At 55.4% G+C, this 25,724-nt stretch carries 26 protein-coding genes; 20 read left to right on the forward strand and 6 right to left on the reverse strand.

Annotation, left to right across the window (positions count from 1 at the left end):
• The first annotated feature begins 56 nt into the window (after nucleotides 1-56).
• From dbpA to MLE19_RS06900, 5 genes are all read left to right on the forward strand, one after another.
• Entirely contained in the window at nucleotides 57-1,454 is a 1,398-nt protein-coding gene (gene dbpA, locus MLE19_RS06880) for an ATP-dependent RNA helicase DbpA (protein WP_240717374.1), read from the forward strand.
• 33 nt (nucleotides 1,455-1,487) lie between these two features.
• Nucleotides 1,488-2,366, forward strand: a complete 879-nt coding sequence (locus MLE19_RS06885; RefSeq protein WP_240717376.1) for a PA4780 family RIO1-like protein kinase — start codon at nucleotides 1,488-1,490, stop codon at nucleotides 2,364-2,366.
• Between the two features lie 189 nt (nucleotides 2,367-2,555).
• Complete coding sequence (locus MLE19_RS06890) at nucleotides 2,556-3,590, forward strand: AbrB family transcriptional regulator (protein ID WP_240717599.1); 1,035 nt, start codon at nucleotides 2,556-2,558, stop codon at nucleotides 3,588-3,590.
• Between the two features lie 75 nt (nucleotides 3,591-3,665).
• Nucleotides 3,666-5,552: an ABC transporter ATP-binding protein gene (locus tag MLE19_RS06895; protein ID WP_240717378.1), complete on the forward strand. Its 1,887-nt coding sequence runs from the start codon at nucleotides 3,666-3,668 to the stop codon at nucleotides 5,550-5,552.
• A 36-nt stretch (nucleotides 5,553-5,588) separates the two neighbouring features.
• Nucleotides 5,589-6,596 (forward strand): zinc-dependent alcohol dehydrogenase family protein, encoded by a 1,008-nt coding sequence (locus MLE19_RS06900; protein WP_240717380.1) that lies wholly within the window; start codon nucleotides 5,589-5,591, stop codon nucleotides 6,594-6,596.
• A gap of 112 nt (nucleotides 6,597-6,708) precedes the next feature.
• Here MLE19_RS06900 and MLE19_RS06905 read toward each other — a convergent pair whose 3' ends face one another.
• A complete protein-coding gene (locus tag MLE19_RS06905; RefSeq protein ID WP_035584805.1) occupies nucleotides 6,709-6,975 on the reverse strand; it encodes a hypothetical protein in 267 nt (88 codons plus the stop codon).
• 151 nt (nucleotides 6,976-7,126) lie between these two features.
• On the opposite strand from MLE19_RS06905, the gene MLE19_RS06910 reads away from it, so the two are divergent.
• Both MLE19_RS06910 and MLE19_RS06915 read left to right on the forward strand, forming a co-directional pair.
• A complete protein-coding gene (locus tag MLE19_RS06910) occupies nucleotides 7,127-8,272 on the forward strand; it encodes a hypothetical protein (protein WP_240717600.1) in 1,146 nt (381 codons plus the stop codon).
• A 37-nt stretch (nucleotides 8,273-8,309) separates the two neighbouring features.
• Nucleotides 8,310-9,146: a mechanosensitive ion channel family protein gene (locus MLE19_RS06915; protein WP_240717382.1), complete on the forward strand. Its 837-nt coding sequence runs from the start codon at nucleotides 8,310-8,312 to the stop codon at nucleotides 9,144-9,146.
• 15 nt (nucleotides 9,147-9,161) lie between these two features.
• Here the strand turns inward: MLE19_RS06915 and MLE19_RS06920 are convergent, their stop codons facing one another.
• Nucleotides 9,162-9,896 carry a YebC/PmpR family DNA-binding transcriptional regulator gene (locus MLE19_RS06920; RefSeq protein ID WP_240717384.1) on the reverse strand — a complete coding sequence of 245 codons (735 nt, stop codon included), beginning with the start codon at nucleotides 9,894-9,896 and terminating at the stop codon, nucleotides 9,162-9,164.
• A gap of 228 nt (nucleotides 9,897-10,124) precedes the next feature.
• Between MLE19_RS06920 and MLE19_RS06925 the strand changes: the two genes are divergently transcribed.
• On the forward strand, nucleotides 10,125-10,742 hold the full coding sequence (locus tag MLE19_RS06925; protein WP_240717386.1) for a LysE family translocator: 618 nt from the start codon (nucleotides 10,125-10,127) through the stop codon (nucleotides 10,740-10,742).
• Nucleotides 10,743-10,800: 58 nt separating this feature from the next.
• The gene (locus tag MLE19_RS06930; protein ID WP_240717388.1) at nucleotides 10,801-11,292 is read left to right on the forward strand and encodes a glutathione peroxidase; all 492 of its coding nucleotides are present in this window, start codon (nucleotides 10,801-10,803) and stop codon (nucleotides 11,290-11,292) included.
• Here MLE19_RS06930 and MLE19_RS06935 read toward each other — a convergent pair.
• The gene (locus tag MLE19_RS06935; protein WP_240717391.1) at nucleotides 11,289-11,675 is read right to left on the reverse strand and encodes a DUF7079 family protein; all 387 of its coding nucleotides are present in this window, start codon (nucleotides 11,673-11,675) and stop codon (nucleotides 11,289-11,291) included. The two genes, MLE19_RS06930 and MLE19_RS06935, sit on opposite strands and share 4 nt — an antisense overlap.
• 239 nt (nucleotides 11,676-11,914) lie before the next feature.
• Between MLE19_RS06935 and fabV the strand changes: the two genes are divergently transcribed.
• The 3 genes from fabV to MLE19_RS06950 all read left to right on the forward strand — a co-directional run bounded on the left by fabV (nucleotide 11,915) and on the right by MLE19_RS06950 (nucleotide 14,563).
• Nucleotides 11,915-13,126, forward strand: coding sequence for an enoyl-ACP reductase FabV (gene fabV / locus MLE19_RS06940; protein WP_240717392.1), 1,212 nt, complete (start codon nucleotides 11,915-11,917; stop codon nucleotides 13,124-13,126).
• 55 nt (nucleotides 13,127-13,181) lie between these two features.
• A complete protein-coding gene (locus MLE19_RS06945) occupies nucleotides 13,182-13,397 on the forward strand; it encodes a hypothetical protein (RefSeq protein ID WP_240717394.1) in 216 nt (71 codons plus the stop codon).
• Between the two features lie 188 nt (nucleotides 13,398-13,585).
• Nucleotides 13,586-14,563, forward strand: a complete 978-nt coding sequence (locus MLE19_RS06950; RefSeq protein WP_240717395.1) for a GlxA family transcriptional regulator — start codon at nucleotides 13,586-13,588, stop codon at nucleotides 14,561-14,563.
• Nucleotides 14,564-14,582: 19 nt separating this feature from the next.
• Here the strand turns inward: MLE19_RS06950 and MLE19_RS06955 are convergent, their stop codons facing one another.
• Nucleotides 14,583-15,377, reverse strand: coding sequence for an SDR family NAD(P)-dependent oxidoreductase (locus MLE19_RS06955; RefSeq protein WP_240717397.1), 795 nt, complete (start codon nucleotides 15,375-15,377; stop codon nucleotides 14,583-14,585).
• A 229-nt stretch (nucleotides 15,378-15,606) separates the two neighbouring features.
• Here MLE19_RS06955 and MLE19_RS06960 point away from each other — a divergent pair, with 229 nt between their 5' ends.
• From MLE19_RS06960 to MLE19_RS06985, 6 genes are all read left to right on the forward strand, one after another.
• Nucleotides 15,607-16,821 (forward strand): aspartate aminotransferase family protein, encoded by a 1,215-nt coding sequence (locus MLE19_RS06960; protein ID WP_240717399.1) that lies wholly within the window; start codon nucleotides 15,607-15,609, stop codon nucleotides 16,819-16,821.
• A gap of 38 nt (nucleotides 16,822-16,859) precedes the next feature.
• Nucleotides 16,860-17,924 carry an arginine N-succinyltransferase gene (locus MLE19_RS06965; RefSeq protein ID WP_240717401.1) on the forward strand — a complete coding sequence of 355 codons (1,065 nt, stop codon included), beginning with the start codon at nucleotides 16,860-16,862 and terminating at the stop codon, nucleotides 17,922-17,924.
• Nucleotides 17,924-18,955, forward strand: a complete 1,032-nt coding sequence (astA, locus tag MLE19_RS06970; protein ID WP_240717404.1) for an arginine N-succinyltransferase — start codon at nucleotides 17,924-17,926, stop codon at nucleotides 18,953-18,955. The genes MLE19_RS06965 and astA overlap by 1 nt, the downstream gene beginning before the upstream one ends.
• A gap of 22 nt (nucleotides 18,956-18,977) precedes the next feature.
• Nucleotides 18,978-20,450, forward strand: coding sequence for a succinylglutamate-semialdehyde dehydrogenase (gene astD / locus MLE19_RS06975; RefSeq protein ID WP_240717407.1), 1,473 nt, complete (start codon nucleotides 18,978-18,980; stop codon nucleotides 20,448-20,450).
• Nucleotides 20,447-21,805 carry an N-succinylarginine dihydrolase gene (astB, locus tag MLE19_RS06980; protein ID WP_240717409.1) on the forward strand — a complete coding sequence of 453 codons (1,359 nt, stop codon included), beginning with the start codon at nucleotides 20,447-20,449 and terminating at the stop codon, nucleotides 21,803-21,805. The genes astD and astB overlap by 4 nt, the downstream gene beginning before the upstream one ends.
• 103 nt (nucleotides 21,806-21,908) lie before the next feature.
• Nucleotides 21,909-22,334: a GNAT family N-acetyltransferase gene (locus MLE19_RS06985; protein WP_240717411.1), complete on the forward strand. Its 426-nt coding sequence runs from the start codon at nucleotides 21,909-21,911 to the stop codon at nucleotides 22,332-22,334.
• Nucleotides 22,335-22,405: 71 nt separating this feature from the next.
• Here the strand turns inward: MLE19_RS06985 and MLE19_RS06990 are convergent, their stop codons facing one another.
• Nucleotides 22,406-23,344, reverse strand: coding sequence for a DMT family transporter (locus MLE19_RS06990; RefSeq protein WP_240717414.1), 939 nt, complete (start codon nucleotides 23,342-23,344; stop codon nucleotides 22,406-22,408).
• A gap of 84 nt (nucleotides 23,345-23,428) precedes the next feature.
• On the opposite strand from MLE19_RS06990, the gene MLE19_RS06995 reads away from it, so the two are divergent.
• Nucleotides 23,429-23,917 (forward strand): MarR family winged helix-turn-helix transcriptional regulator, encoded by a 489-nt coding sequence (locus MLE19_RS06995; protein ID WP_240717416.1) that lies wholly within the window; start codon nucleotides 23,429-23,431, stop codon nucleotides 23,915-23,917.
• Nucleotides 23,918-23,977: 60 nt separating this feature from the next.
• On the opposite strand, the gene MLE19_RS07000 is transcribed toward MLE19_RS06995, so the two are convergent.
• On the reverse strand, nucleotides 23,978-24,850 hold the full coding sequence (locus tag MLE19_RS07000; protein WP_240717417.1) for a LysR family transcriptional regulator: 873 nt from the start codon (nucleotides 24,848-24,850) through the stop codon (nucleotides 23,978-23,980).
• 87 nt (nucleotides 24,851-24,937) lie between these two features.
• Here MLE19_RS07000 and MLE19_RS07005 point away from each other — a divergent pair, with 87 nt between their 5' ends.
• Entirely contained in the window at nucleotides 24,938-25,693 is a 756-nt protein-coding gene (locus tag MLE19_RS07005; RefSeq protein ID WP_240717418.1) for an NAD(P)H-dependent oxidoreductase, read from the forward strand.
• Nucleotides 25,694-25,724 lie beyond the last annotated feature (31 nt).

The following is a 25,724-nucleotide window of genomic DNA, read 5'->3' on the forward strand; positions in this document are numbered from 1 at the left end:
GGGCGCACGCTGTGTTTCCGATCTCCACCCATCTGTGGCCCAAGCAAGGTAATATCGTGTCTGACTCCTCCTTTTCCTCGTTAGCGTTGCCAAAAGCTTTGCTTAGCAACCTTGCGTCCCTTGGCTACCATGAAATGTCGCCCGTGCAGGCCGAAAGCCTGCCCCCTATGCTGTCAGGGCGCGATGTGCTGGCGCAGGCGAAAACCGGCTCAGGTAAAACGGCGGCCTTTGGTTTGGCGCTGTTGGCCAACTTAAAGGTTGAGAGCTTCGCGGTTCAAGGCTTAGTCTTATGCCCCACCCGGGAGCTGGCTGATCAGGTGGCGGAAGAGCTGCGCCGTTTAGCTCGCGGTGTTGCCAATGTGAAAATCCTCACGCTATGCGGCGGTGCGCCGTTTGGCCCACAGCTGGGCTCTTTAGAGCATGGCGCACATATTGTGGTGGGCACACCAGGACGTATTGACGAGCATTTGCGAAAAGGCTCTCTTACCCTGAATTCGGTATCGATGCTGGTGCTGGATGAAGCCGACCGTATGCTGGATATGGGCTTTCAGGCTACCTTGGATGCGATCATTGCGGAAACGCCTGATGAACGTCAAACCCTGCTGTTCAGTGCCACCTTTCCAGATGAGCACGCATCGGGTGGCTTGACCGAGATGACCCGTGGCGTGATGCGTGAGCCGGTGATGGTAAAAATCGCCGAAGTGCATGATGCCAGCACGATACAGCAGCACTTTTACAGCGTCGCCAATGAGGAGGCGCGATTTGAGGCCTTGCAGCAACTTTTGCTGGTCTATCGGCCTGCCACCAGCGTGGTGTTCTGCAATACCAAGCGCGAGACCCAGGCGGTGGCTGAGCAGCTAACGGATGCCGGGTTTAGCGCTGTGGCGCTCAATGGTGATTTAGAGCAGAAAGATCGCGACCGAATACTGATTCTTTTTGCTAACCAGAGTGCGTCTATTCTGGTGGCCACAGACGTTGCCGCCCGCGGCTTGGATATCGCTCAACTAGACGCCGTGTTCAATTACCAAATCGCCCGTGAACTCGATGTTCACGTACACCGAGTAGGTCGCACCGGGCGTGCCGGGGCCAGCGGCATTGCCTGCACGCTGGTGACCCCTAAAGAGAGCTACCGGCTTGAGCGGCTGGAAGGGTTGCTGGAGCAATCGATTAAAACCGAGCCTTTGCCTAAGCCCCAGCACTCGGTGCCGTTTGAGCCGCTCATGTCCACGTTACAATTAGCCGGTGGCAAGAAAGATAAGCTGCGCCCCGGTGATATTCTTGGTGCGCTGACCAGCGAAGGCGGGTTACGCGGCGAGCAAGTAGGTAAAATCAAAGTGCTCGCGCGCAGTGCCTATGTGGCCGTTGAGCGTGATGTGATTCAGCAGGCTCAAGCCAAACTCGAGCGTGATAAATTAAAAGGGCGGGCTTTCCGCGTTCGCCGTATTCGTTATTGAAAGCGTACCAAAGAGGAGCCGACGCAGCTAACCATGAAAATCCCTAAGCGATTACAGCCGCTGGTCGATGATGGAATGATCGATGAGGTGCTGGTGCAATTAATGAGTGGCAAAGAGGCGCAGGTTTACGTGGTGCGCTGTGGTGAAGAAGTGCGCTGTGCCAAGGTGTTTAAAGAGGCTAAGCAGCGCAGCTTTAAACAGGCCGTTCAGTACCAAGAAGGGCGTAAAGAGCGCAACAGTCGCCGTTCACGGGCAATGGCCAAGAAAACCCGTTATGGTCAGAAAGAGCAAGAACAGGCGTGGCTGAATGCCGAAGTCGATGCGCTCTACCGCCTTGCCTCGGCGGGCGTGCGGGTCCCCGAGCCCCACGGTTTTGTGGACGGCGTACTGCTGATGGAAATGATCAGCGACGCCGAGGGCAACGTGGCACCGCGCCTGGACGAAGTGACGCTTACCCCAGAGCAGGCCGAGACCTACTATGCCAAGGTCATTCAGGACGTGGTGAAAATGTTGTGCGCAGGCCTGATTCACGGCGATCTGTCGGAATTTAACGTGCTGGTAGATGCTTCTGGCCCGGTGATTATCGATCTGCCTCAGGCCGTTGACGCCGCCGGTAATAACAGCGCGGCCGCGATGCTGTACCGCGATGTGGATAACATGCGCAATTACTTCGGCCAGTTCGCGCCTGAACTTCTCACGACCGAGTACGGCCGAGAGATGTGGGCGCTGTATGAAACCGGCGAACTGCACCCGGATAGTAAGCTCACCGGCCACTTCGATGCCGACACTCATATTGCGAACGTCGATGAGTTGATGGAAGTCATCGACGATGCCAAAGAGGAAGAGGCGGAGCGTCAGGCGCGTATGCGCGATGACGACGATGATAATGGCGAGATTCCTCAGCCTTACTAAAACAGTTCGGTCGATGGCTGAGGTCTCTAGCCCAGGTCAATAGCCTTAGACGGTGTAAACCGATATCCTTAGCTTGTTAACGGTCGTTGGCAATTCTGTGTTTAGCAATTATGTGTTTAGCAAAACGGTGCTTCGCAGAACTACCAGTGAAAAACATGGCTAAGGTGAGGAGCACGCGTGAGGGGTAGCATAAAGGGAGTGTCGGCAGGGAGTGCAAAAGCGCTAGTAATATCGCTAGCGGTTGGTGCCGTAGGTGGCACATTGTTTCAACTCACCGGCTTACCCCTTGCCTGGATGCTGGGCCCCTTAATTGCCAATCTGTTGGCCTCTTCACAAGGCGTTAGCGTCGCTGTGCCTGAACCGCTGCGTAATATGTTTTTAGCGGTAATGGGCATGGTGTTGGGTAGCCAGGTGACACCGCAACTGGCGCATCGCGTGCTTGATTGGCCTATTTCTGCCGCTCTGCTGCTAATGGGCGTGGCAGCTTCCACTGCCGTGGCCGCTGCCTGGTATCGCCGCTGTGGATTTGACCCAGTTAGCGCCTGGTTTGGTGCGTCGCCAGGTGCCATGACAGCGATGATCCTGCTGGGTGAGAAGTGCGGTGGCGATCCTCAGCGCATCGCCGTCGCGCAGTCGCTGCGTATCATTCTAGTCATCCTCTTTCTTCCCCCGCTATTCTGGGCCTATGAGGGCGGTGGCGAAGGTATTGGCCCTGTTCACAGTGGTTTGGAACATGGTTGGATGCTACTGCTGATCCCGCTAATATTGCCCCTAGGACGCTGGCTGCGTATTCCCAGCTCTGCGTTGCTGGCACCGCTGCTACTGGCGGCTTTATTATCGGGGTTTGATATTGCCAGTCTCGCCCTACCGGGTTGGGGAATGAACCTGATGCTATGGGTCTTGGGCAGTGCTATAGGTTCGCGTTTTCAAGGAATGACCCGCAAGCTTTTTGGCCGCTATTTATGGCAGTCTGGCGTTGCTACGCTTTTAGCACTGATAGTGCTGGCGCTGTTCGCTGAGCTAATCCATCAGCTGTTGGGTGTCGGACGTGATGTGGCGCTGCTGGCGCTAGCGCCGGGCGGCATTGGCGAGATGGCGATTCTGGCGGTGGCGCTAAACATTGATCCGGTATTTGTCGCTTTCCACCACTTACTGCGTATGGTCACGCTGATGATCATTGCACCATTCTGGGCGCGCTGGCTATTGCGCCGCTCTACCTCTTGAAAATAGTCATCATCCCAAGAATCCATAACGATATTAAGACCGTTAACACCAACGCCAGTAACGTAAGGAAACATCATGCTCACGCGTGTTTTACAGCCGCTATTTCGTTACTTCGAAACCCGGGTTAACCCCTACCCTGAAGGTAAAGTTGAAACGCCGCCCAAGGGTTTAATGCCATTTATTGTGCACTTCTCCCGCCCAATGTTGCCGCTGCTGCTGTTAATGACACTGTTCACGGCGCTGGTGTCGGCGGCGGAAGTGGTTTTCTTCAGCTACATGGGCCAGTTGGTCGATTGGTTGGGCAACGTTGAGCGAGCAGGCTTTTGGGCTGAAAACGGACTGTGGCTTTCAGGCCTTGGACTGCTACTGCTGATCGGTTTGCCGCTGTTAGTGCTGTTGCAGTCATTGGTCACCCACCAAAGTATATTCGGTAACTACCCGATGATTGGCCGCTGGTTATCGCATCGCCATATGCTCAGCCAGAGCCTGGCGTTTTATCAGGATGAGTTTGCTGGCCGGGTGTCGCAAAAGGTGATGCAGACGGCGCTGGCGATCCGCGAAACCGTGACTAAGGTAATGGGGCTGCTGGTCTACGCCATTGTCTACTTTACCGGTGCGGCCTTTTTGTTGGGTCGGGCGGATCTCTTGCTACTGATACCGCTTGGGCTATGGTTGGTGGGCTACCTGGCGATTATGCGTTTCTTCGTGCCGCGCCTCCGCGATGTCTCCATGGCGCAGGCGGACGCCCGCGCGCAAATGACCGGTCGCGTGGTGGACAGCTACAGCAATATCCAAACCATTAAGCTGTTTGCCGACACCGAGCGCGAGCAGCGCTATGCCCGCGACGCTATGGAAGGCTTTATGGTCACTGTTCACCGCCAGATGCGGCTGGTGACCATTATGAGCGTGGGTTTGACGCTGCTAAACACCGCACTGCTGGTAGGCACAGCGGCCATGGCCATTAGCGCCTGGTATATGGAAGCGATTTCCCTGGGTGTGCTGACGATTGCCATTGCACTGGTCATGCGGATTCGCTTTATGTCCGACTGGATATTATGGGAAGTCGCCGGACTGTTTGAAAACATCGGCACCGTACAAGATGGTATGAACACCATCGCTCAGGAGCCAACGGTGCGTGACGCCCCTGAGGCGCAACCTCTCAACGTTCCCGAAGGGGAGATTCGATTTGACGCCATGCGGTTTGGCTACGCGCAGGCTAAAGGCGAAAACAAAACCGTGTTTGATGGCTTAGACCTTACTATCGCTCCCGGAGAAAAAATCGGATTGATAGGACGTTCAGGGGCGGGTAAATCGACCCTCGCCAACCTGCTGCTGCGTTTTTATGACGTGCAAGGTGGGCGGATTTTGATCGATGGGCAAAATATTGCTGAGGTGACCCAGACCTCTTTGCGCCACCAGATTGGTATGGTCACTCAGGACACCTCGCTGCTGCACCGTTCGCTGCGTGACAACATCCGTTACGGCAGCCCTCATGCTAACGACGAAGATGTTTGGAACGCCGTGTGCCGTGCCCATGCGGATACCTTTATCAATGACTTGGTCGATCCGAAAGGGCGACGTGGCCTGGATGCTCACGTGGGCGAGCGCGGTGTTAAGCTTTCAGGCGGCCAGCGTCAGCGTATCGCCATTGCCCGGGTGCTGCTCAAAAATGCGCCCATTTTAGTCCTGGATGAGGCGACTTCGGCGCTGGACTCTGAAGTAGAGGCCGCGATTCAAGAGCAGCTAGATACCCTGATGGAGGGTAAAACGGTCATTGCCATTGCTCATCGGCTCTCTACCATCGCCATGCTTGACCGGCTGATCGTGGTGGACGAAGGACGCATCGTCGAAACCGGCTCGCATCAGGAGCTACTGGCGAAAGGGGGCATCTATGCCAGCCTCTGGCAGCGTCAATCGGGCGGGTTCCTTGGGCTTGATGTTGAGGACAATGGCCCCCATTGATAATGGTGACATACATTCTTGTATATTGAGGTAGCGATGAAAGCGATTAATCTTAAGCAGCCCGGCGGCCTAGACAAGCTAGAGGTGGTCGAGCTGGCAACGCCAGGGGAGCCAGGCCCTGGTGAAATTAAAGTACGCCTTCATGCAAGTTCCTTGAACTTCCACGACTACGCTGTGGTCGCCGGAATGATCCCCACAGAAGAAAACCGCATCCCCATGTCGGACGGTGCGGGCGTAGTTGAAGCGGTCGGTGAAGGTGTCAGCGAGTTCACCGTCGGTGATCGTGTCGTCTCGACCTTCTTTCCTGACTGGCTGGAAGGCCCTGCCAGAGTGGGTGATTTTCGCACGACACCGGGTGACGGCGTGGACGGCTATGCCCGTGAGCAGGTGATCCGCCCGTTTGAGTGGTTTACCCATCAGCCCAAGGGTTATAGCCACGCTGAATCGGCCACGTTAACGACCGCAGGCCTGACCGCTTGGCGTGCGCTCGTTGTCGATGGCGGTATCAAAGCGGGCGATAGCGTGCTGGTGTTAGGTACCGGTGGGGTGTCTATTTTTGCCCTTCAGTTTGCTCGCTTGATGGGGGCTCGGGTAATAGCGACATCTTCATCCAACGAAAAGCTGGCACGGCTGCGTGAGATGGGGGCTGAACACACTATCAACTACAAAGAGACGCCTGATTGGGGTAAGCGAGTCAAAGAGCTGACTAATGGCGAAGGCGTCGATCATGTCGTGGAAGTAGGTGGCTCAGGTACACTTCCCCAGTCCATTGATGCGGTAAAAATTGGCGGGCACATTGCATTAATTGGGATTCTCACCGGTCGTGAAGGGGAAGTTCCGACGGCCAAATTAATGGCCAAACAGGCAAGTTTAAAAGGTTTGATTGTCGGCAGTCGTCGTCATCAAATTGAGATGATTCGTGCCCTCGAAACGTTTGATATGCATCCAATCATAGACCGTGAGTTTCCGTTGGCTGAAATCGCCGATGCCTTCCGCCATCAGGAGTCTGGCCAGCACTTTGGTAAGATCTGCCTGACATTTTAAACCAGTCAGCATAGCTATTTGCAGCATACTTATTTGAAACATAGTTATTTGCAACATGGCTTAGCCAGAGCTTGCACGCCTTGATTAATTTACGGGCGTGCAAGGTTTTGAATTAATCCGGCAATCGACTGTAAACGACGCCCTTAACCTCTAGCTCCAATATCTCATCGTAGGGCACTGTTACCCCTTCCACGTCGCCCGGCGTGCGGTGGCTGTTCTTAATCTCTGTTTCAGGAATTACCTTTACACCCACTAAGCCCACATGCTGGATTCGGGCACTGAATCGATTACCTTCATGCTCAATCAGTAAGCGTTCACCGGCAATGCACTTTTCGAGCTTGGCATGCAGCTCTTCTTCGCTAACATGAACGACACTCATCGCTTTCTCCTTTAATAAAACAATAGTCCGTTAAGCGCGCTACCTACTGTCTATAAAGACTTTATTTTAGACCATAAGTTCGTCTGTGAGGTTAGATGCCGCGCGCACCGTGCTAAAGTGGACGTTTATCATGAGTAATAGGGGCAACGTCATGGGGGAGTCGTCATCAGCCGAGGCGCCATTGTGGGCAGTCGTCGAGCTTGATCAATTTCAAACTCCCGAGCAGACCCAGGCAAGCCAGTGGCGACGGTCATTACGCTCAGCCTCAACGTGGTTAGTGGGCAAGCAAGCCGCCGAGCAGCAAGTGAAAGAAGAGAGCGAACTGCGCGCACTACCTGACGTTCGGCTAGCGCATTTAGTACCGCCAATTGATTGGTCGCCTGCGGCGAAGGCATTAGCGCAACAGCTTAAAAGCCTAGAGGCGCCGGTCACGTTTTTTATTACTCCGCCCCATAACGGTCATGTATCGGTCGTCAAGCAGTGGGCTGAAGAGCACCATATAGCCTGTGTGCCGACACCAACACTTAGTGAACTCGCCGAGGGAGATACTCAGTGGGTAGAGCGCTTTGTAAATTATCGAGAATGGGCAGTTCCAGCTCTAGAGCGTTACTTTTTACGCCATACGCAGGGTATTCAAGGAGTACGTGAATTTCTAGAACGCGCCTTAAGTGGCCGTTTGGGTAAGGGTGTGATTGGCTGCGATAGTTGGACCTACGCCTACCTTCAACAAGTGATCGGTATTGATGGGGCGCCAGCCTTGACGCTCCAATCCATGGAGGGGGAGCAGCTGTCGCGCTACTTCTCAGCGATTGCGACCCATGGGGGGCAGTCTCCACCGGTCTATAGCACGCGAACTGGCAACCAGGTATTGTTCGATTCAGAGGCCAATCGAAACGAAAAAGCCCCCTATCAAGAACTGCAGCGTTTGGCGGCTCACTGCCGTGGTCATATTGGGCTTGCTTGGCACTACTGGCGTGAGCGTCTGCGCGAGCCGTCGTCCAGTGGGGAAGTGGGTTTATGGCTAGTAGATGCACTCGCCGAGGCGGAGCTTTCCGCTGATACCGGTGATATCGCTACGTTGGTGCTGCACGCGCTATTGATCCACGGCGGGCTGGATGATCACTCGTTGGGTGAGGTATTGCCCTTTTCACACCATGAAGCGCTCAATGCCCGATTAGCTTTGCAACGCAAAGGGGTTGTTTCAAGCTACGAAGGGCGTTGGCAGATTACACCGTTAAGCTATGCAAGCGTTCGCCAGCTATTGGAGTCGCGTAATTATTTGGTCGACCCCCTATAAGCAGCCCTTCTAAAGAGACAGGCCCGCGGAGGGCACCATGGACGAACAACAGAAGTACGCACGACTATTCAACGATATTGATAGCCAGGCGCTGATAACCCTCGGGGTAGTCCTGCTAAGCACCATCGTGCTGATTATTGTCAGCCAGCGTGGGCTAAATTGGCTGGCCACCCGCATGCATGGTCAAGTGCGTTTTCGTATTTTTGCGCTGGTACCGCTGACGCGCTTATTCATTTTAATTACCGCGCTCGCCATTGTCGTGCCCATTATTATCGAGCCTTCGCTGCGTAATATGGTGACACTGTTGGGAGCATTGGGCTTAGCCATTGGCTTTGCCATGAAGGATTACGTTAGCAGCTTGATTGCGGGAGTTGTTTCGGCCATTGAGCTGCCTTACCGCCCCGGTGACTGGGTCAATATTGAAGGCACCTATGGCGAGGTCAAGCATGTCGGCCTGCGCACTGTCGACATTCAAACACCCGACGATGACCTCGTTGCGGTGCCGCACTTGAAGTTATGGGATCACGCCATTTACAACGCCAATAATGGCGGTACCAGCCTGCAGTGCGTGGCGAGTTTTTACCTTCACCCTGAGCACGAAGCAGGCTGGGTGCGCAAAGCATTGCGCGATGTGGCATTAACCAGCGCCTATTTGAAGTTCGATAAGCCGATTATTGTGGTCGCCGAAGAGAAGCCTTGGGGTACCCATTACCGCATCCGCGCCTATCCGGTGGACCCGCGCCAACAATTTCTGTTTATCACCGACTTAACCGTCCGCGGTAAAACAGTGCTAAGTGCCGCGGGCGTACAGTCGGCAATGTTGCCACCGGATGCCGCCCTGGATGCACGCAACGCGGCAGAGTCTTCCTACTAATGGGGCAATCAATGCTTAGGCGTCGGTTGACTCGGGCAACTCTCCGCTGTGATAGACGTTTTGCACGTCATCCAGTTCGTTGAGCATGCCAAGAAATTTTTCAAACATCGCCACGTCATCGCCTTCAACCGGCGTGGTGGTCTGCGGCAGAAATTGAATTTCGTCCACCTCAAAGTCAATCTCACCGAACGCATCCAGCAGCGCCTGTTTGGCTTTGGCGTAATCGGTATGCGGGGCGAAAACCGTGATGCGTTCGCCTTCTTGCTCAATGTCGGTGACATCGACATTGGCTTCCATCAATGCTTCCAGCACGGCGTCTTCATCGCTTCCTGCGAAGGAGAAGATAGCGCAGTGGTCGAACATATGGCTCACACTACCGGGCGTACCAATTTTGCTCTTGGTTTTGGTAAAGCAGCCGCGTACATCGCCAAAAGTGCGGTTGGGGTTATCGGTAAGGCAGTCGACGATCACCATCACATTGCCGGGGCCAAAGCCTTCGTAACGAGCGGCAGAGAAGTCTTCGCCACCGGCACCGCTGGCTTTATCGAGGGCCTTATCAATCACATGAGAAGGCACTTGGTCTTTCTTGGCCCGCTCCATTAAACCGCGCAGTGCTAAGTTACCGTTCGGGTCGGTGCCACCAGCTTTAGCGCAAACGTAAATTTCGCGCCCGTATTTGCTGTAGACCTTGGTCTTTGCATCGGCCGTTTTGGCCATGGATTCCTTACGGTTCTGAAAAGCCCTACCCATGTTGCCGTCCTATTTTTTCTAGACCTAAGTTTTCAATATGCCCTGCGCATTGAAGCAGCAGGGCGAGTATTTCAATAGAGTGAAAAAGAGCGAAAAGGTAAATTTTACCCAACAGCGTACCATGCTAACAGCGTTATTTAAGACGCCAGCCGAAGTGTTGCTTGGCTTCGCGTATACTGGCCGCTTAACGCTTCACTTTGTGATATCGATCCCTATGGAGAAACTGGCATGCCGTTGACACTGTGGCTTTCGCTTGCCGCCATCTGTGCCATGGGCGCTATGTCGCCAGGGCCAAGCCTAGCGCTGGTGTTGCGTCATACGCTGGGTGGCGGTCGCTTTACCGGCGTGACTGCAGCCATCTTCCATGCCTTTGGGGTGGGCTTTTATGCGCTGCTGACTGTTTGGGGGCTTGGCGCTTTAATCGCGGGTTTTCCGCTACTGTTCCAACTGATTACCTGGTGCGGTGCGGCTTACTTGGCGTGGCTAGGGGTAAAAGCGCTGCGCGGCGGGAAAGCCGGTGCCTTAAAACCTAATGCGATTGCCACTAGCCGCGGGCAGGCAGCCAAAGAGGGCGTGTTGGTGGCATTAGGCAACCCTAAGCTGATTCTGTTTTTTGTTGCCTTGCTGAGCCAGTTTGTAACGCCGGAAATGAGCGCGCTGGCCAAAGCTATAATAGTGTTAACGGCAATGATTATTGATGGGGGGTGGTACGTATTGGTGGCCGTTGTACTTTCCCACTCAAGGATTTTGCCCTGGCTGCAACAGCGTGCCCACTGGATCAACCGTATTACCGGCGTGTTGCTTATTGCGCTGGCGCTAAGAGTCGTCGCTGGGCCGCTGGTGTAAAAAGCATAGCCGTGGCATGGTGATGGCTATGCCGTTTGAGGTTCTGCGGGACTGAGTGATGCAAATTTACGATCAAGATTGCTATACCCATCAAGGGCTGCCGTTCAACCTGCGTGCGCTGCGGGGCCAAGTGCTGCTGGTGGTTAATGTTGCCAGTCAGTGTGGTTTTACCCCGCAATTAAGCGAACTCGAGACCCTCTTTCAGCGCTACCGGGACCGTGGCTTTACCGTGCTCGGTTTCCCGTGCAACCAGTTTGGCCGACAGTCGCCAGAAAGCGCCCAGGCATTTTGCCAATTTGGCGAACAGACCTTTGGGGTGAGTTTCCCTCTATTGGAAAAGGTCAACGTCAATGGCCGAGATGCGCATCCCCTGTTTGTACTGCTCAAACGTGAGGCGCCTGGCGTGTTGGGTACCCAACTGATCAAGTGGAATTTCACCAAATTCCTGGTGGGCCGTGATGGCAAAGTGATCGCTCGCTTTGGGCCTCGCGACCACGGGCGTCCACTGCGTCTGGCATTGGAAGAAGCGCTAGATCAGTCTTACCCTTAAGCCTGCTCACCCCGCGCCACGGCCACACGGCTCATCAGCGCGTTCAATCGATGGCGAACCATCATCGTCGTTAAGCCTGAAAACAGCGCCCAACTTTTGCGTCGCCAACCCTTCAAGCGCATGTTGTGATTGACCAACTGCTGCATCAACTTGCGGTCATCAAACTGCCGCCACTCGCTGGCAATTGAGAGCTGATGGCGTGACATCACTGGGGCCATTTCCAGCCGGAACATCCATTCAAGCTCCTTAAGCGTCATATCGTAGCGCTGCACGACCTCGACCATATGCGCGTAAGCGCGCTCGCTGGGTTCACGGTCTAGCCACAGCGGTGCTAACGCTAGCCAAAGATCGCCGCGTTCATCTACTAGCTGCTGCGCATTCATGGTCGCCTCGTTGGGGTAGTGGTTGCTTAAGCGACTATCGTGACGCGAAAGTGCCTGTATCTCAATGGTGGACAATAGCGTGAGAGCGGACAGGGCGCGCTGAGACAGCTAGAATAGCCCTAATGAGTCATAACACTGCCATAGCAAAACGTTGCCACAAAGCATTTCAAAAACTAGGGCAAAACGGTGTCGCTGGTTATGATGTCAAACGCTAAATTAATTCGATTATGAGGTTCGATGTGATTATTAAACCCAAAGTGCGCGGCTTTATTTGTACCACCACTCACCCTATTGGTTGCGAGCAGAACGTTCGCGAACAGATTGAAGCAACGCGTGCCCGCGGTTTGGATAAGCAGGCTGGCCCGAAGAAAGTGCTGGTGATTGGTGCATCAAGTGGCTATGGCCTGGCCGCGCGTATTACCGCGGCCTTTGGCTATGGCGCCGACACCCTGGGCGTGTTCTTTGAAAAACCTGCTACCGATAAAAAGCCAGGCACCGCAGGCTGGTACAACAGTGCCGCTTTTGACAAGTTTGCCAAGCAGGAAGGGCTGTATAGCAATTCGATTAACGGCGACGCGTTCTCCCATGAGGCGCGGGAAAAAGCTATTGAGCTGATCAAGCAAGATATGGGCGAGATTGATCTGGTGGTCTACTCGCTGGCGTCGCCCGTACGTAAGCTGCCGGATAGCGGTGAACTGAAACGCTCAAGCTTGAAGCCAATTGGCGAAACCTACCGTGCCACCGCCATCGACACCAATAAAGACGCGATTATTGAAGCAGAAGTAGAGCCCGCGACGCAGCAAGAGATCGACGACACCATCACCGTGATGGGGGGCGAAGATTGGGAGCTGTGGATGAGCGCGCTAGACGAAGCCGGCGTGTTGGCAAAAGGCGCCCGCAGTGTGGCGTTTAGCTATATCGGAACCGAGATCACTTGGCCGATTTACTGGCATGGCGCACTGGGCAAAGCCAAGGAAGATCTGGATCGCGCCGCTACGGCGATCGACAGCAAATTAAAAGCCAGCGGCGGTGGTGCCAATGTTGCTGTGCTTAAGTCTGTGGTCACTCAGGCCAGTGCGGCGATTCCGGTAATGCCGCTCTATATCGCCATGGTCTATCGCATTATGAAAGAGCAGGGCCTGCACGAAGGCACAATCGATCAGTTGAATCGACTGTTCAGTGAACAGCTTTACTCGGCCCAGGGCCTACGTGGCGAGTTTGCGACGGATGAAGCCGGGCGCCTGCGCTTGGATGATTGGGAGCTACGCGACGATGTTCAACAAGCCTGCCAGGATCTATGGCCGGAAGTGACGACCGAGAACTTATTCGAGATAACCGACTATGCTGGTTATAAGCACGAGTTTTTGAAGCTATTCGGCTTCGAACGTGACGACGTAGATTACGATGCCGACGTCAATCCAGAGGTTACGTTTGATGTCGTGAATCTGTAAGCCATTAACAGAGGCGGTAGCGCCGCCCAATTCGACCGGAACGCGGGAGGTGTTTATGGATACTAGGGAAAGCAAAACCCCGGAAGAACAGAAAGAGCACATCATAAGCGAACGGGTGCCTGAGGATTTTGAATCTTCTAAGCCGCATCTTCAGCCTGAAGCCAAGAAGCGACCAGGCGGGTTGTATAAATTACTCCCACTGGTGGTCATCATTTTGGGGGTCATTGTGGTGAGTATCATCGTGCTAGGCATCATTAATCGCGGCAACTAGTGCTTAACCATGCTTCCTTTTGCCGGGCCTTGTGCCCGGCAAATTGCATTCATGCGTCATGTTTTTGCTGCAGTGGTCATAACACTGCGATCCTCTACGCAATTGGGTAAGATAGTTGTTTACCCATGCCGATGGCGGTTTTTCATGCAGCTTTTAATGCATCTTTCCATGCAACCCAGTCAGTTATCATGCAGCCCACCCCGTTAGCCTCACTGGCAGCGCCACCCCGTCGGCGGGTTGCGTTTCTGTTGCTGCCCGGTTTTTCACTGTTGACCCATGCTAGCGCTCTGGAGCCACTGCAAATGGCTAACCAGTTAAGTGGGCAAATGCTTTATCACACCGTTACGTTAAGCCTTGGCGATGAGCCGGTTCGCAGCGGTGCGCAGCTCTCGCTGATTGCGCAACATGAGCTTAGTGCCGCCCTGGGCCCGCTTGACCTGCTGCTGCTATGCGCCCCGACGCCGCTACCTTACGCGCTTCCAGCAAAGCTCAATGAGTGGCTGCGTGGGCACCAGGGCCGTGGTGTGGCGTTGGGGGGGTTAGCGGGAGGAACGGAAGTGCTGGCGCGCTGCGGTTTGCTGGAAGGCTATCGCGCAACGCTTCCTTGGCAGCGCTTTGAAGCGTTTGCTCAAGCCTATCCGCAGGTAACGCTTTCCCAGCAGCTATTTGAAATTGATCGTGACAGGTTGACCTGCGCGGGCGGCACGGCGGCGATGGACCTGATGCTGACGCTGATCGGCCAGCATCACGGGGCAAGATTGGCCGAACAGGTGTCGGAGCAGTTTGTCTGTGATCGTATCCGCTTGGCAGATGAGCGCCAACATGTGCCGCTGCGCAGCCGTTTAGGCCACGCTCCGCAGAGCTTGGTCGATGCAGTGACATTGATGGAGGCGAATATCGAGGAGCCGCTCTCGACCTTGGAACTGGCTGAGCATCTGGGCATTTCGCGGCGTCAGTTGGAGCGGTTGTTCAAGAAATATCTGCAGGCGGTGCCAAGCCGTTACTATCTCGATTTACGCTTGCAGGAAGCACGTAAACAACTGCGCGACAGTGATCGGCCGGTAGGCGATATCGCGTTTGCCACAGGGTTTTCCTCTGGGGCTCACTTTTCCACCGCCTACCGGAACCACTTTGGCATGACGCCAAGAGAAGAGCGTCTAGGTTAGAAAGATAAGGTTAGCGGTATTAGGTTAACGTATCGACAATGCCGCCTTCCACGCGCAGTGCCGCGCCCGTAGTTGCGCTCGCTTGAATCGAGGCAGCGTATACGCTCATGCTGGCCACCTCCTCGGGCGTTGCTAAGCGCTGAATGATGGAAGTGGGGCGGTTCTCTTTTACAAACCTTGCTTCCATCTCTTGCTGGGAAATGCCCTCTTTCTCAGCCATTTCACCAATCATCTTAAGCACGCCTTCAGAGCGGGTAGGCCCGGGCAAAATGGCGTTAACGGTTACTTGGGTGCCGCTCAGCGCTTTAGCCAGCCCACGTGATATGGATAACAGCGCCGACTTGGTCATGCCGTAATGCACCATCTCAGTGGGGATGTTGATACCCGACTCGCTGGATATAAACTGAATCCGGCCCCAGTCGCGTTCACGCATGCCTTGGGCGTAATGGCGCGAAAGACGTACCGCACTCATAATATTAATGTCAAAAAACTGCTGCCAAGTGGCGTCATCGACTTCGAAAAAGTCCTGTGGGCCAAAAATGCCTACATTATTTATCAAAATATCTGCACTGGGCTGCTGCTTAATCAACATTTGGCAGCCTTCAGCGGTGCCGAGATCGGCGGCTACGCCTTCAACCTGGGCGTTCGGGGCATCCTGCTTAATGGTGGCTATTGCTTCATCCACACGTGCCTGGGAACGGCCTGTGACGACAACTTTGGCGCCAGCGTTGGCGAGCCCTTGGGCAATCGCAAAACCGATACCCGCCGTGGAGCCGGTAATAATGGCGTGCTTGCCGCTTAGATCAATCTGCATACGTTGTACTCCTCTCTTCCTGAGTGTCAGTACGTCGCGATACCTCGCTGTCCAAGCATGTCTTTATCGCTTGCCAATAAGTATGGGGGTCTTATAGCGTTCTTCAAGGCGTTAGCGCAGTTGAACAGGCGCCGCTATTCATAATTTGCCGTCCCATTGCTGAAAGCGGCTAACCTTGTTGGCCCCTTATACTGTTCTTATTCACTTCCTCCACTGGAGATAGCGTGCCATGAGCCATACCCCAAGCCGTCAAGATTACGACCACTACATGACGCCAAACTACTCGCCGCAGCAGGTCATACCCGTGCGCGGTGAAGGTAGCCGCTTGTGGGACCAGCAGGGCCGTGAATATATCGATTTTGCTGGTGGCATCGCGGTTAACTCTCTTGGCCATTGCCATCCGGTATTGGTCAATGCGCTTAAAGAGCAGGGCGAAAAACTCTGGCACCTCTCCAACGTATTTACCAATGAGCCCGCGCTTAACCTAGCCAAAACGCTGGTCGAGCGGACCTTTGCCGATAAGGTATTTTTATGCTCTTCAGGCGGCGAAGCCAACGAAGCTGCGCTGAAGCTGGCGCGCCGTTGGGCGGTGGATAACCACGGCGAACAGAAAGATAAGATCATCTCGTTTTATCAATCTTTTCATGGTCGTACCTTCTTCACTGTGAGCGTGGGCGGCCAACCGAAGTACTCCCAGGGGTTTGGCCCTGTGCCGGGTGGCATTCTGCATGCCGATTACAATGACCTAGAAAGCGTTCGTGCGCTGATGGGCGACGACACCTGCGCGATCATGGTCGAGCCCATGCAGGGCGAGGGCGGTATCGTGCCCGGAACGCCAGAATTTCTTCAGGGGCTACGTGATTTGTGTGATGAACACAACGCACTGCTGATTTTTGACGAGGTGCAGACCGGCGTTGGCCGCAGCGGCGAACTCTATGCGTATAAGAATTACGGCATTACCCCGGATATTCTCACCAGCGCGAAATCCCTGGGCGGCGGCTTCCCTATTGGTGCCATGCTGGCAACCGATAAAGTGGCGAAATCGCTGGTGATTGGCACCCACGGTTCCACTTATGGTGGTAATGCTTTGGCGTCAGCGGTAGCGCTGGCCGCGGTTGAGTTTATCGATACTCCCAAGGTTCTGGAGGGCGTGAAAAAACGTCACGACCTGTTCCGCGAGCATCTGGAAACGATTAACCGTAAGCACGGCGTGTTTAAAGAGATCCGTGGTATGGGCCTTCTAATGGGTGCTCAAATGTCGGATGCCTATGAAGGTCGCGCCAAAGACATTCTGCCGCTGGCCATTGAAGAGGGCTTGATGGCCCTGATCGCTGGGCCGAACGTGCTACGTATGGCGCCTTCCCTGGTGATTCCTGAAGCGGATATCGCCGAAGGAATGGCTCGTTTAGAGCGTGCCATTGAGCGACTTGTTGCGACAGCATGAGCGAGCCACATGCTGCGTTAATCGAGGGGGCGTCGAGAATGCTGGTAGTTCGACCCGTTAAAGCGACTGACCTTGCCGCGCTAGAGCAGTTGGCTGAGCACGCGGTGCCGAGGCTCACCAACCTGCCTGCCAATCGTGAACGGCTTCAGGAGCGTATTGCGCGCTCCCAGGATGCTTTTAATGGCGACGTTGAGTTTCCTGAAAACGAGCACTACACCTTTGTATTAGCCGATGATAGCCGTGATGAAGTATTGGGCACGGCGACGATTCGCGCCCAGGCGGGTGCCAATGAGGCTTACTACACCTATCGGCAGGAGACGCTGATTCACGCCTCACAGCAGTTGAATGTGCGCCGTGAAGTACAGACATTAGCGCTCTCCCATGAAGTCTCGGATGCTACCCTGCTGTGTGCATTTTCGCTGAATCCTCGCTACAAAGGCACTAGCGCCGAGAACCTTTTACGCCGAGCGCGGTTGATGTTTATTGCCCAGTACCCAGAGCGTTTTTCGCGCATCTTAGCGGTAGCGTTTCCAGGCTATTTAGATACCCGCAGCGAATCGCCGTTTTGGGAAAGCGTTGGCAGGCACTTTTTTGCCCGCAGTTTTCAGGATATTAACCATATCGCTGGGGTGCGCTCGAAAAGCTTTATCGCTGAAGTGATGCCCCAATTCCCGCTCTACTTGCCGCTGTTGACGCCCCAGGCAAGAGCCGCGATCGGTCGTGAGCATCCCGCCCATGAAGAGGCTCTGGAAGAGATGCTGGCGGAAGGCTTTGTGCGCTCTCGCCATGTGGATATTTTCGACGCGGGCCCCATTGTCAAAGCCGAGCGCGACCGGCTGGAAACTTTTCGCCGCGCGGCTTGGCACCCGGTGCGCATTCGCCCGGAACACGCCTTGCCCGACGCTGAACCCGCGATGATCGCGAACCAAAAACTGTGTGATTTCCGCTGTATCGTCGCGCGTTACGCACTGTCACCCACGGGACAGTTAATGCTCTCGGCGGAGCACGCCGAGCGGTTGGGGGTAACGGAAGGGCGGGCGGTGCTGGCCGCGCCGCTCACCTTGCCTACTGCCGTAGACGCGCTCGATGAAGGAGAAATGTAATGCGCATTCGACCCATAGCCCGTGAAGACTTGGATGGGCTCCAGGCGCTTGCGCAGCAGGCCGGGGTAGGGTTTACCTCGTTGCCGGATAACCGCGAGTTTCTGGCCGGTAAGATTGAAGCGGCCGCCAGTGCTTTTGAAGAACGCACCCCTGCAGACGACCGGCTCTACTTCTTTGTACTGGAAGATGAAGTGAGCGGTGAGTTGGCGGGCTGCTGTGCCATCGAGGGGCAGGTGGGCCGCGAAGTACCGTTTTATAATTATCGGTTGGGTACCCTGGCGCACTCCTCCATACAGCTGGATCTGCACCGCACCATCGACACACTGTTTTTAAGCTCTGACCACACCGGCGACGCCGAAGTGTGTTCGCTGTTTCTACGCCCAGAGTACCGTGGTGAAGCTAACAAACACCTGCGTAACGGTGCGCTACTCTCTAAAGCGCGCTGGCTGTTTATGGCCCAGTTTCGAGACCGTTTTCCGGATAAAGTACTGGCGGAAATGCGCGGCGTATTCGACGAGAACAACACCAGCCCCTTTTGGGAAAGCCTGGGAAAACACTTCTTTCCCATGGATTTCAGCGAAGCGGATCGACTCACCGGCTTAGGGCAAAAGAGCTTTATCGGCGAGCTGATGCCCAAGTTCCCAATTTACACCACTTTCATGGCCGAAGAGGCGCGCGCCTGCATAGGACAGGTGCATCGCCATACCCTTCCGGCGCTTGAGATGCTAAAAAAAGAGGGGCTGCGCTGGGAAGGCTATATCGATATTTTCGACGGTGGCCCCACCGTGGAAGCCTATATTGACGATGTACGCGCCATCCGCAACTCGCGGCTCTGTCAGGTGGAAGTATCTGCCGCTGCCCGTGAAGAGAGCGTCAGTCGCTGGTTGGCGGCCACCACCCAGATGCTGAACTTTACTGCCAGCTGGGTGGGCCGCGCGCCCAGCGAAGGCAACACCATCGTGCTTAGCGAACAAGAAGCGCAGCGTTTAGGCGTTACCACCGGCGATACCCTACGGCTACTCGAAACCTAGGCGACGTTTACAGGAGAGTTTTATGCACGCCCAACAGCAGCAACTGATCAATGGCGCCTGGGTCGCAGGCGACGCCGATCCGTTGAGCAAGCACGACCCCGTTTCCGGTCAGTTGCTATGGCAGGCAGCAACGGCCAGCGCAGAGCAGGTCACGGCCGCTGTCAAAGGAGCCCGCAACGCATCTCCTGGTTGGGCGCGTACGCCCTTTGCTGAGCGCCAAGTGCTTGTTGAGCGATTTGCTGAGGTATTAAAAGCACGCGGTGAAGAGCTGGCCGTGGCCATTGCCTCTGAAACTGGCAAACCGCTCTGGGAAGCGCGCACCGAAGCGGGTGCGATGGTGGGTAAGGTAGCGCTCTCGGTCAAGGCCTATAACGAACGTACCGGTGAGCGGGAAAAAGCCGTTGGCAGTGCAAAAGCCGTGCTGCGCCATCGCCCGCACGGCGTAATGGCGGTGTTTGGCCCCTACAACTTCCCTGGTCATCTGCCCAATGGCCATATGGTGCCGGCGCTGCTAGCGGGCAACTGTGTGGTCTTCAAGCCCAGTGACCAGACGCCTTTGACCGCCGATTTAACCCTGCAGTGCTGGCTGGAGGCCGGGCTACCTGCTGGGGTGATTAATCTGGTTCAGGGAGGCGTCGCAGTTGGGCAGGCGCTGGCAGGCAATCCTGAGATTGATGGCCTGCTATTTACCGGCAGTGCCAAGGTCGGCGGTATGCTGCATCAACAGTTTGCGGGACAGTTGGATAAAATTCTCGCGCTTGAACTGGGCGGCAATAACCCGCTGGTAGTGAAGGACGTTGATGACGAGCGTGCAGCGGTACTCACCATTCTGCAGTCGGCGTTCCTTTCCGGTGGCCAGCGCTGCACCTGCGCTCGCCGATTGATGGTGCCAGAAGGCGCCGTGGGCGACCGCCTTATCGATGCGCTTTCAGAGGCGATCACCAAGCTGCACGTGGCGGGCCAGTTCGAGGAGAATCCAGCCCCGTTTTACGGCGGTTTGGTCAGTGTGGCGGCGGCAGATGGCCTGCTGAAAGCCCAGGATGAGTTGGAAACCATGGGCGGCACGGTGATCAATCGCATGCAGCGCCTGCAAGACAACACCAGCCTGTTAAGCCCCGCACTAATTGACGTGACGGGATTAGATGTGCCCGACGAGGAGCACTTTGGCCCGCTTTTGAAAATCCACCGCTACAGTGATTGGGATGAAGCGCTAAAGCTTGCCAATAACACCCGCTACGGGCTTTCCGCCGGGCTGATTGGCGGCGAGCAAGCCGATTGGGACGACTTTTTGCTGCGTATTCGCGCCGGTATTGTCAACTGGAACCGCCAAACTACCGGTGCCTCCGGCGATGCGCCTTTCGGCGGCGTGGGTGACAGCGGCAACCACCGCCCCAGTGCGTTTTACGCGGCGGACTACTGCGCCTACCCGGTAGCTTCCATGGAAGCCGATACACTGGAGATGCCTGAAACCCTGCCACCAGGAGTTAGCCTGTGATTACCGCTGATGCCTTTGAAGTCAATTTCGACGGCTTAGTCGGCCCAACTCACAACTACTCTGGGCTGGCGGTTGGCAACGTGGCTTCCATGAGCCACGTGGGCCTGGTTTCTAATCCTAAAGAGGGTGCGCTCCAGGGACTGCTGAAAATGAAGTCGCTAATGGATGCGGGCTACGTCCAGGGCGTGCTGCCTCCGCAACAGCGACCTGATGTTGGCGCGCTGCGCGATTTAGGCTTTAGCGGCAGCAATAGTGAGGTGCTGGCCCGCGCCGCAAAAGAGGCCCCGCAATTGCTGCGCGCGGTATGCTCCGCTTCCAGTATGTGGACGGCTAACGCAGGCACGATTACCCCCAGCGTTGATGCGCCGGATAGCCGGGTGCATTTCACCCCCGCCAACTTGCAGTCTAGCTTTCACCGCTACCTGGAGCCGCAAACCACCGGGAGGGTACTGCAAGCTATTTTCCGCGATGAGCAGTGTTTTGCCCACCATCCGGTGCTGCCTGCCACGCCGGCCTTTTCCGATGAAGGGGCTGCCAATCACACTCGGCTATGCGGCGAATACGGTGAGCCAGGCGTTCATCTGTTCGTTTATGGCCGCCAGGCATTTGGTGACGTGCGTAGCGGTGAACAAGAGCCCAAGCGCTATCCCGCGCGTCAAACTTTAGAAGCCAGTCAGGCGGTAGCCCGCCAGCACGGGCTTACGGAAGCGCAAACCGTCTTCGCCCAGCAGCACCCGGATGCCATCGATGCTGGCGTGTTCCATAACGATGTCATTGCAGTGGGCAACGGGCCCGTGCTGCTCTACCACGAAATGGCCTTTCTGGACGAAGAGGGCACGCTCGATGCGTTGCGTGCCAAAATGCACACGCCGCTGATTCCCGTGCGCGTGCCGGTCGAGGCGGTGAGCATGGAAGACGCGGTCGCATCGTATCTCTTCAACTCCCAACTGCTTTCCAACCCGGACGGCACCATGACGCTGGTGGTACCCGGCGAATGTCAGGAGCGGGAAACGGTCTGGCGGACGATCCAGGATCTGATCCTGGCGGGCAATAACCCCATCGGCGAAGTGATCGTAAAAGACGTCAAGCAGAGCATGCGCAACGGTGGCGGCCCCGCCTGCCTACGCTTGCGTGTGGTGCTAACGGAAACCGAACGTGCCGCTCTCTCTGGCCGCGTGCTGCTCAACGATGCACTTTACACCGATCTGACCGCGTGGGTGGAGCGCCACTACCGCGACCGCCTAGCCCCTGACGATCTGGCCGACCCACAGCTGGCAGAAGAGTCACTTGCGGCACTGGATGAGCTCACCCAGTTACTCAAGATCGGGTCTGTTTACCCGTTTCAGTTGGTGTAGGAATAGCGTAAGCGAATGCAATATTGATAATGTCGAGGAGAGTGTCAATGCAACGCGAAGGAAGAGCCAGCACATAGCCTTAAGCAGCACCAGGAGTCGAGATATGACGCCTATTATTCGGCCGACTGACGATAAGGCGTTCGCGGAAAAATTAATTCGCCAAAATATGTCCGGCTACTACAAACAGCTGGATATGCGCTGGGATACCGATCTGTTTGATAGACAGTGGGGCGAGTTGGACAGCTACGCGTTAGTTATGAACGCGTCACGTGTTGGGCTGTTATGCATCAATCACGATCAAGACGCTTACTATATTCGGGAACTACAAATTGCCCCGCAGTGGCAGCGCCAAGGCTTGGGGACAGCGGCAATCTGCTTCACCGCTGATACTGCCCAGCAATCGGGCATTCAGTTACTTCGGCTTCGCGTGTTTTGTATTAATCCTGCTATCGCTCTATACCAGCGCATGGGGTTTAAGATATTAAAAACCGCAGGGGGAATGCACGCCATGGAGCGTCGCATTCTGTAGCAGTAAGCGGGAACGTATAACCGTTCTTGTCCCCTCTCCGTGGCGACTTGCCATGTTTATCGCCCCACCGTTTAGACTGTTTTATCAGGCACCTGCTTCGCTTTACCAATGTTAAGCAGGGTAATACCGATACCAATTAGTAGGATGCCAGGCAGCAAGCCCTCGGGGGTGGTTTCTCCCTGTAACAAGATGGCGACCGGAACACCCACCACGGCACCGACCGAGCCCAGCAAACTAAGGAACACTGGGCCACCGCTTTTTTGTAGCAGGAAGAGCAGTAAAAACTGCCCCGCGAATACCATCGCCTGTACGGCAATTAAAACAATCGGCAGAGATCGATCCGTAGGTACGTGAAGTGAGAAGCCTGGCAGTAGGCCCACTCCTAGTAGAAGGAGGGAGGCAGCTATCAACATCCCTGGCGCCAGTGCATCGCTGGATACCCCCACTGGCCAGCGCAGGGTCCGGTAGAGGTTACCGATTGCCAGCAGAACAGGGCCAATCAAGGCGAGAAGAATCCAGAGGTAATCAGCATCAGGGGCGGAAAGCTTATGGAAAGCCAGGGTGAAGGCGCCCGCAAGGGCTGACATAACCCCAGCCGCCCGTAAGAGCTGAAAGCGCTCCATTTTTAACGTCAACGCACCGACGTAGGTGAGCAGCGGTGGCAACGTGATGATCAATGCCACAAACCCGGCGCCAACATGGGGGATCGCCGAGAAAAAAAGCAGGTTGGCGCCCGCCACGCCCAGCATTGCAGAGACCAGGTAATACTCGACGCTGCGAACGGTCAACGGTGGCAGATTGCGGCGATAGGCGGCGAGTGCAAGCAGAATAATGGCCGCTCCCAAAATGGACCAAAACAGAAAACTGAGCGCTGATAGCTGCATTTCACCCGCGAGCTTTGCCAAATTAGTCGACAGGCCCAGCAAGGCGCCACCAGCGAGCAGATACAGCAGCGGGGCAAGCCAGATTCTTTTAGAGGAGTATAGCCTGGGTTTGTTGGGTAATGTCATTAGCAGCCTTTAAGGATTATATCTTGATATCAAGGTATGTAGGATTAATCTTGACGTCAAGGTATATAGGCGCAAAATACGTTTATGGATCATGTAGACCACATACTCAAACAGTGGCGGCAGGAGCGGCCCGACCTCGACGTAGCCCCGATGGGTACCATCGGGCGGGTCAAACGGCTGAACCACACCTTGATGCGCGCGATGGAGAAGACCTGGGCAAAATATGGCCTGACGGATGCGGGCTTTGACGTATTGGCCACGCTGCGCCGAGAGGGAGCGCCCTATGCGCTATCGCCGAGCGATTTGATGGCATCCACCATGGTGACCTCAGGCACCATGACTCACCGTATCCATCAATTGGAAAAATCAGGACTGATCGAGCGGGTCAAAAACCCTGAAGATGGTCGCGGTTTTCTGATCTCTCTTTCGCAGCGCGGATTTGATCTGATCGACGAAGCGGTGGCTGCCCATGTAGAGACACAGGCGCAGCTAGTGAGTGGGCTGACTGACGAACAACGTCAGCAACTGGATGAGTTGCTGACGCAGTTCCTGGCGGAGTTTGAGCAGGAGTGATCGCTCTTGCCATAGGGGGCGCTGTCACTTGATCCATCGATCAGGCACCAGAGCTTGTGGTTACCCTCCGCGCAGCCCTTCAGTGATCGCCTCCATAAACGCGCGCACTCTGGCCACATAACGCAAATCTGGATGGGTGAGTAGCCAGAGCTGAGTCGTCAGCACGTCAATCGGTTCGCTGAGCCTGAGTAGCGCTTCATCGGCATCACCAAGATAGCAAGGCAGTACCGCAATGCCCGCCCCGTGGCGTACCGCCAATTGCATGCCCAGCATACTGTCCAGCCGGTAGGCAGCGGGTTTATCCATCATCCACTTTTCAAGCGTTGCGTCGCCTAGATGAACATCCGGGCCGATCCAACTTTCTGATGTCAGTGACGATGGCTCAAGCGGCAGTGGTGTGTTTTGCCAAAGCGTCTTTTGACCATAAATCGCCTGAGTGATATTGCTTATCTTGCGACCTACCAGGGTTTCGGGTGGCTTACGGGTAGGACGGATCGCGATATCGGCCTCACGCCGAGACAAACTCTGCAGTTGATTCGAGATAACCACTTCCAGCGTGATTTCCGGATAGCGCTGGCGAAAGCTTGCCAGTAGTGGCGAAAGCAGGCCTGCGAAAAGTGTGTCGGTCGTGGTGATTCGCAGGCTGCCGGTAAGCGTTAAATCCTGCCCAATAATGCGGCGCTCAGCACCGTTGATCTCACTCTGCACGCGCTTGGCCGAAGCCGCCAAGTCATTCCCTGTTAAGGTAGGTGTATAGCCGGTGCGGCTACGCTCAAAAAGTTTCACTCCCAGCCCTTGCTCCATCTCACTTAAACGCCTAAAGACGGTGGCATGGCTGATACGCAGCGCTCGGCTGGCGCCGGATAGTGAGCCTGCCTCGGCAATCGCTAGCACAATTTGAAGATCATCCCACCGTATCTGCTGTTCATTCATGCAAGCCTGATTCTCATTTTTGGCTAATGTTTTGGCATATATGAACAGGTTAGCCTGTCGTCAAACCAATCGATAGGGTGGCGTCGTATGAAAGTGTTGATCGTCTTGGCTCATCCTGAACGCAAGTCGTTTAATGGCGGCCTAGTGGATGTGGCGGTAAACAAGCTGGTGGACGCGGGCCATACAGTGGAGGTGGATGATCTCTATGCTGAGCAGTTTGATCCGGTGGAGCGCGCCAAGCACTATCCGCATCACACTGTTGATGTGGAATACTTTTATCCCCTCAATGAGCAACTGGCTCACTACCAGCAAAATGCATTACCGCAGGATGTTGAGCGGGAGTTGGCGCGGCTGGAGTGGGCTGACCTGGTGATCTTCCAGTTTCCATTATGGTGGCACGCCCAGCCCGCCATTTTGAAAGGCTGGTTTGATCGGGTGCTGGTGTATGGCGGGCGGTATACAAGCCGCATGCGTTACGACCGGGGCTACTATCGAGGTAAACAGGCGATGCTTTCCGTCACCACGGGCTCGCCGGAGATGGCGTTTCAGCCCTTTGGCCGCGCTGGCAATATGGTGCACTGGCTGTGGCCCATGCACGCATCGTTGTACTACGTTGGCTTTGACGTGCTGGCGCCTCAGGTGAGCTACGGCATTCAGGGCGGCGGTATTCGTTATCAAGCGGAAGCTGACCTCACTGGCCACTTGGAGGCTTGTAAAGCGGCCTGGGCATCTCGGCTGAAGAGCCTGGAGAGTGAGCTGGCCATCCCCTTTGCTGGCTGGGACGACTGGGACGAGGACGGTGTATTACGCCAAACAACGCCACTGCGATGGAGGCTGGGCTGAGCTCGTGTAGACTCTTCACTCGTCTATAAAA

The sequence above is a fragment of the Vreelandella neptunia genome (genome assembly GCF_022489065.1).
Lineage (GTDB): Bacteria > Pseudomonadota > Gammaproteobacteria > Pseudomonadales > Halomonadaceae > Vreelandella > Vreelandella neptunia_A.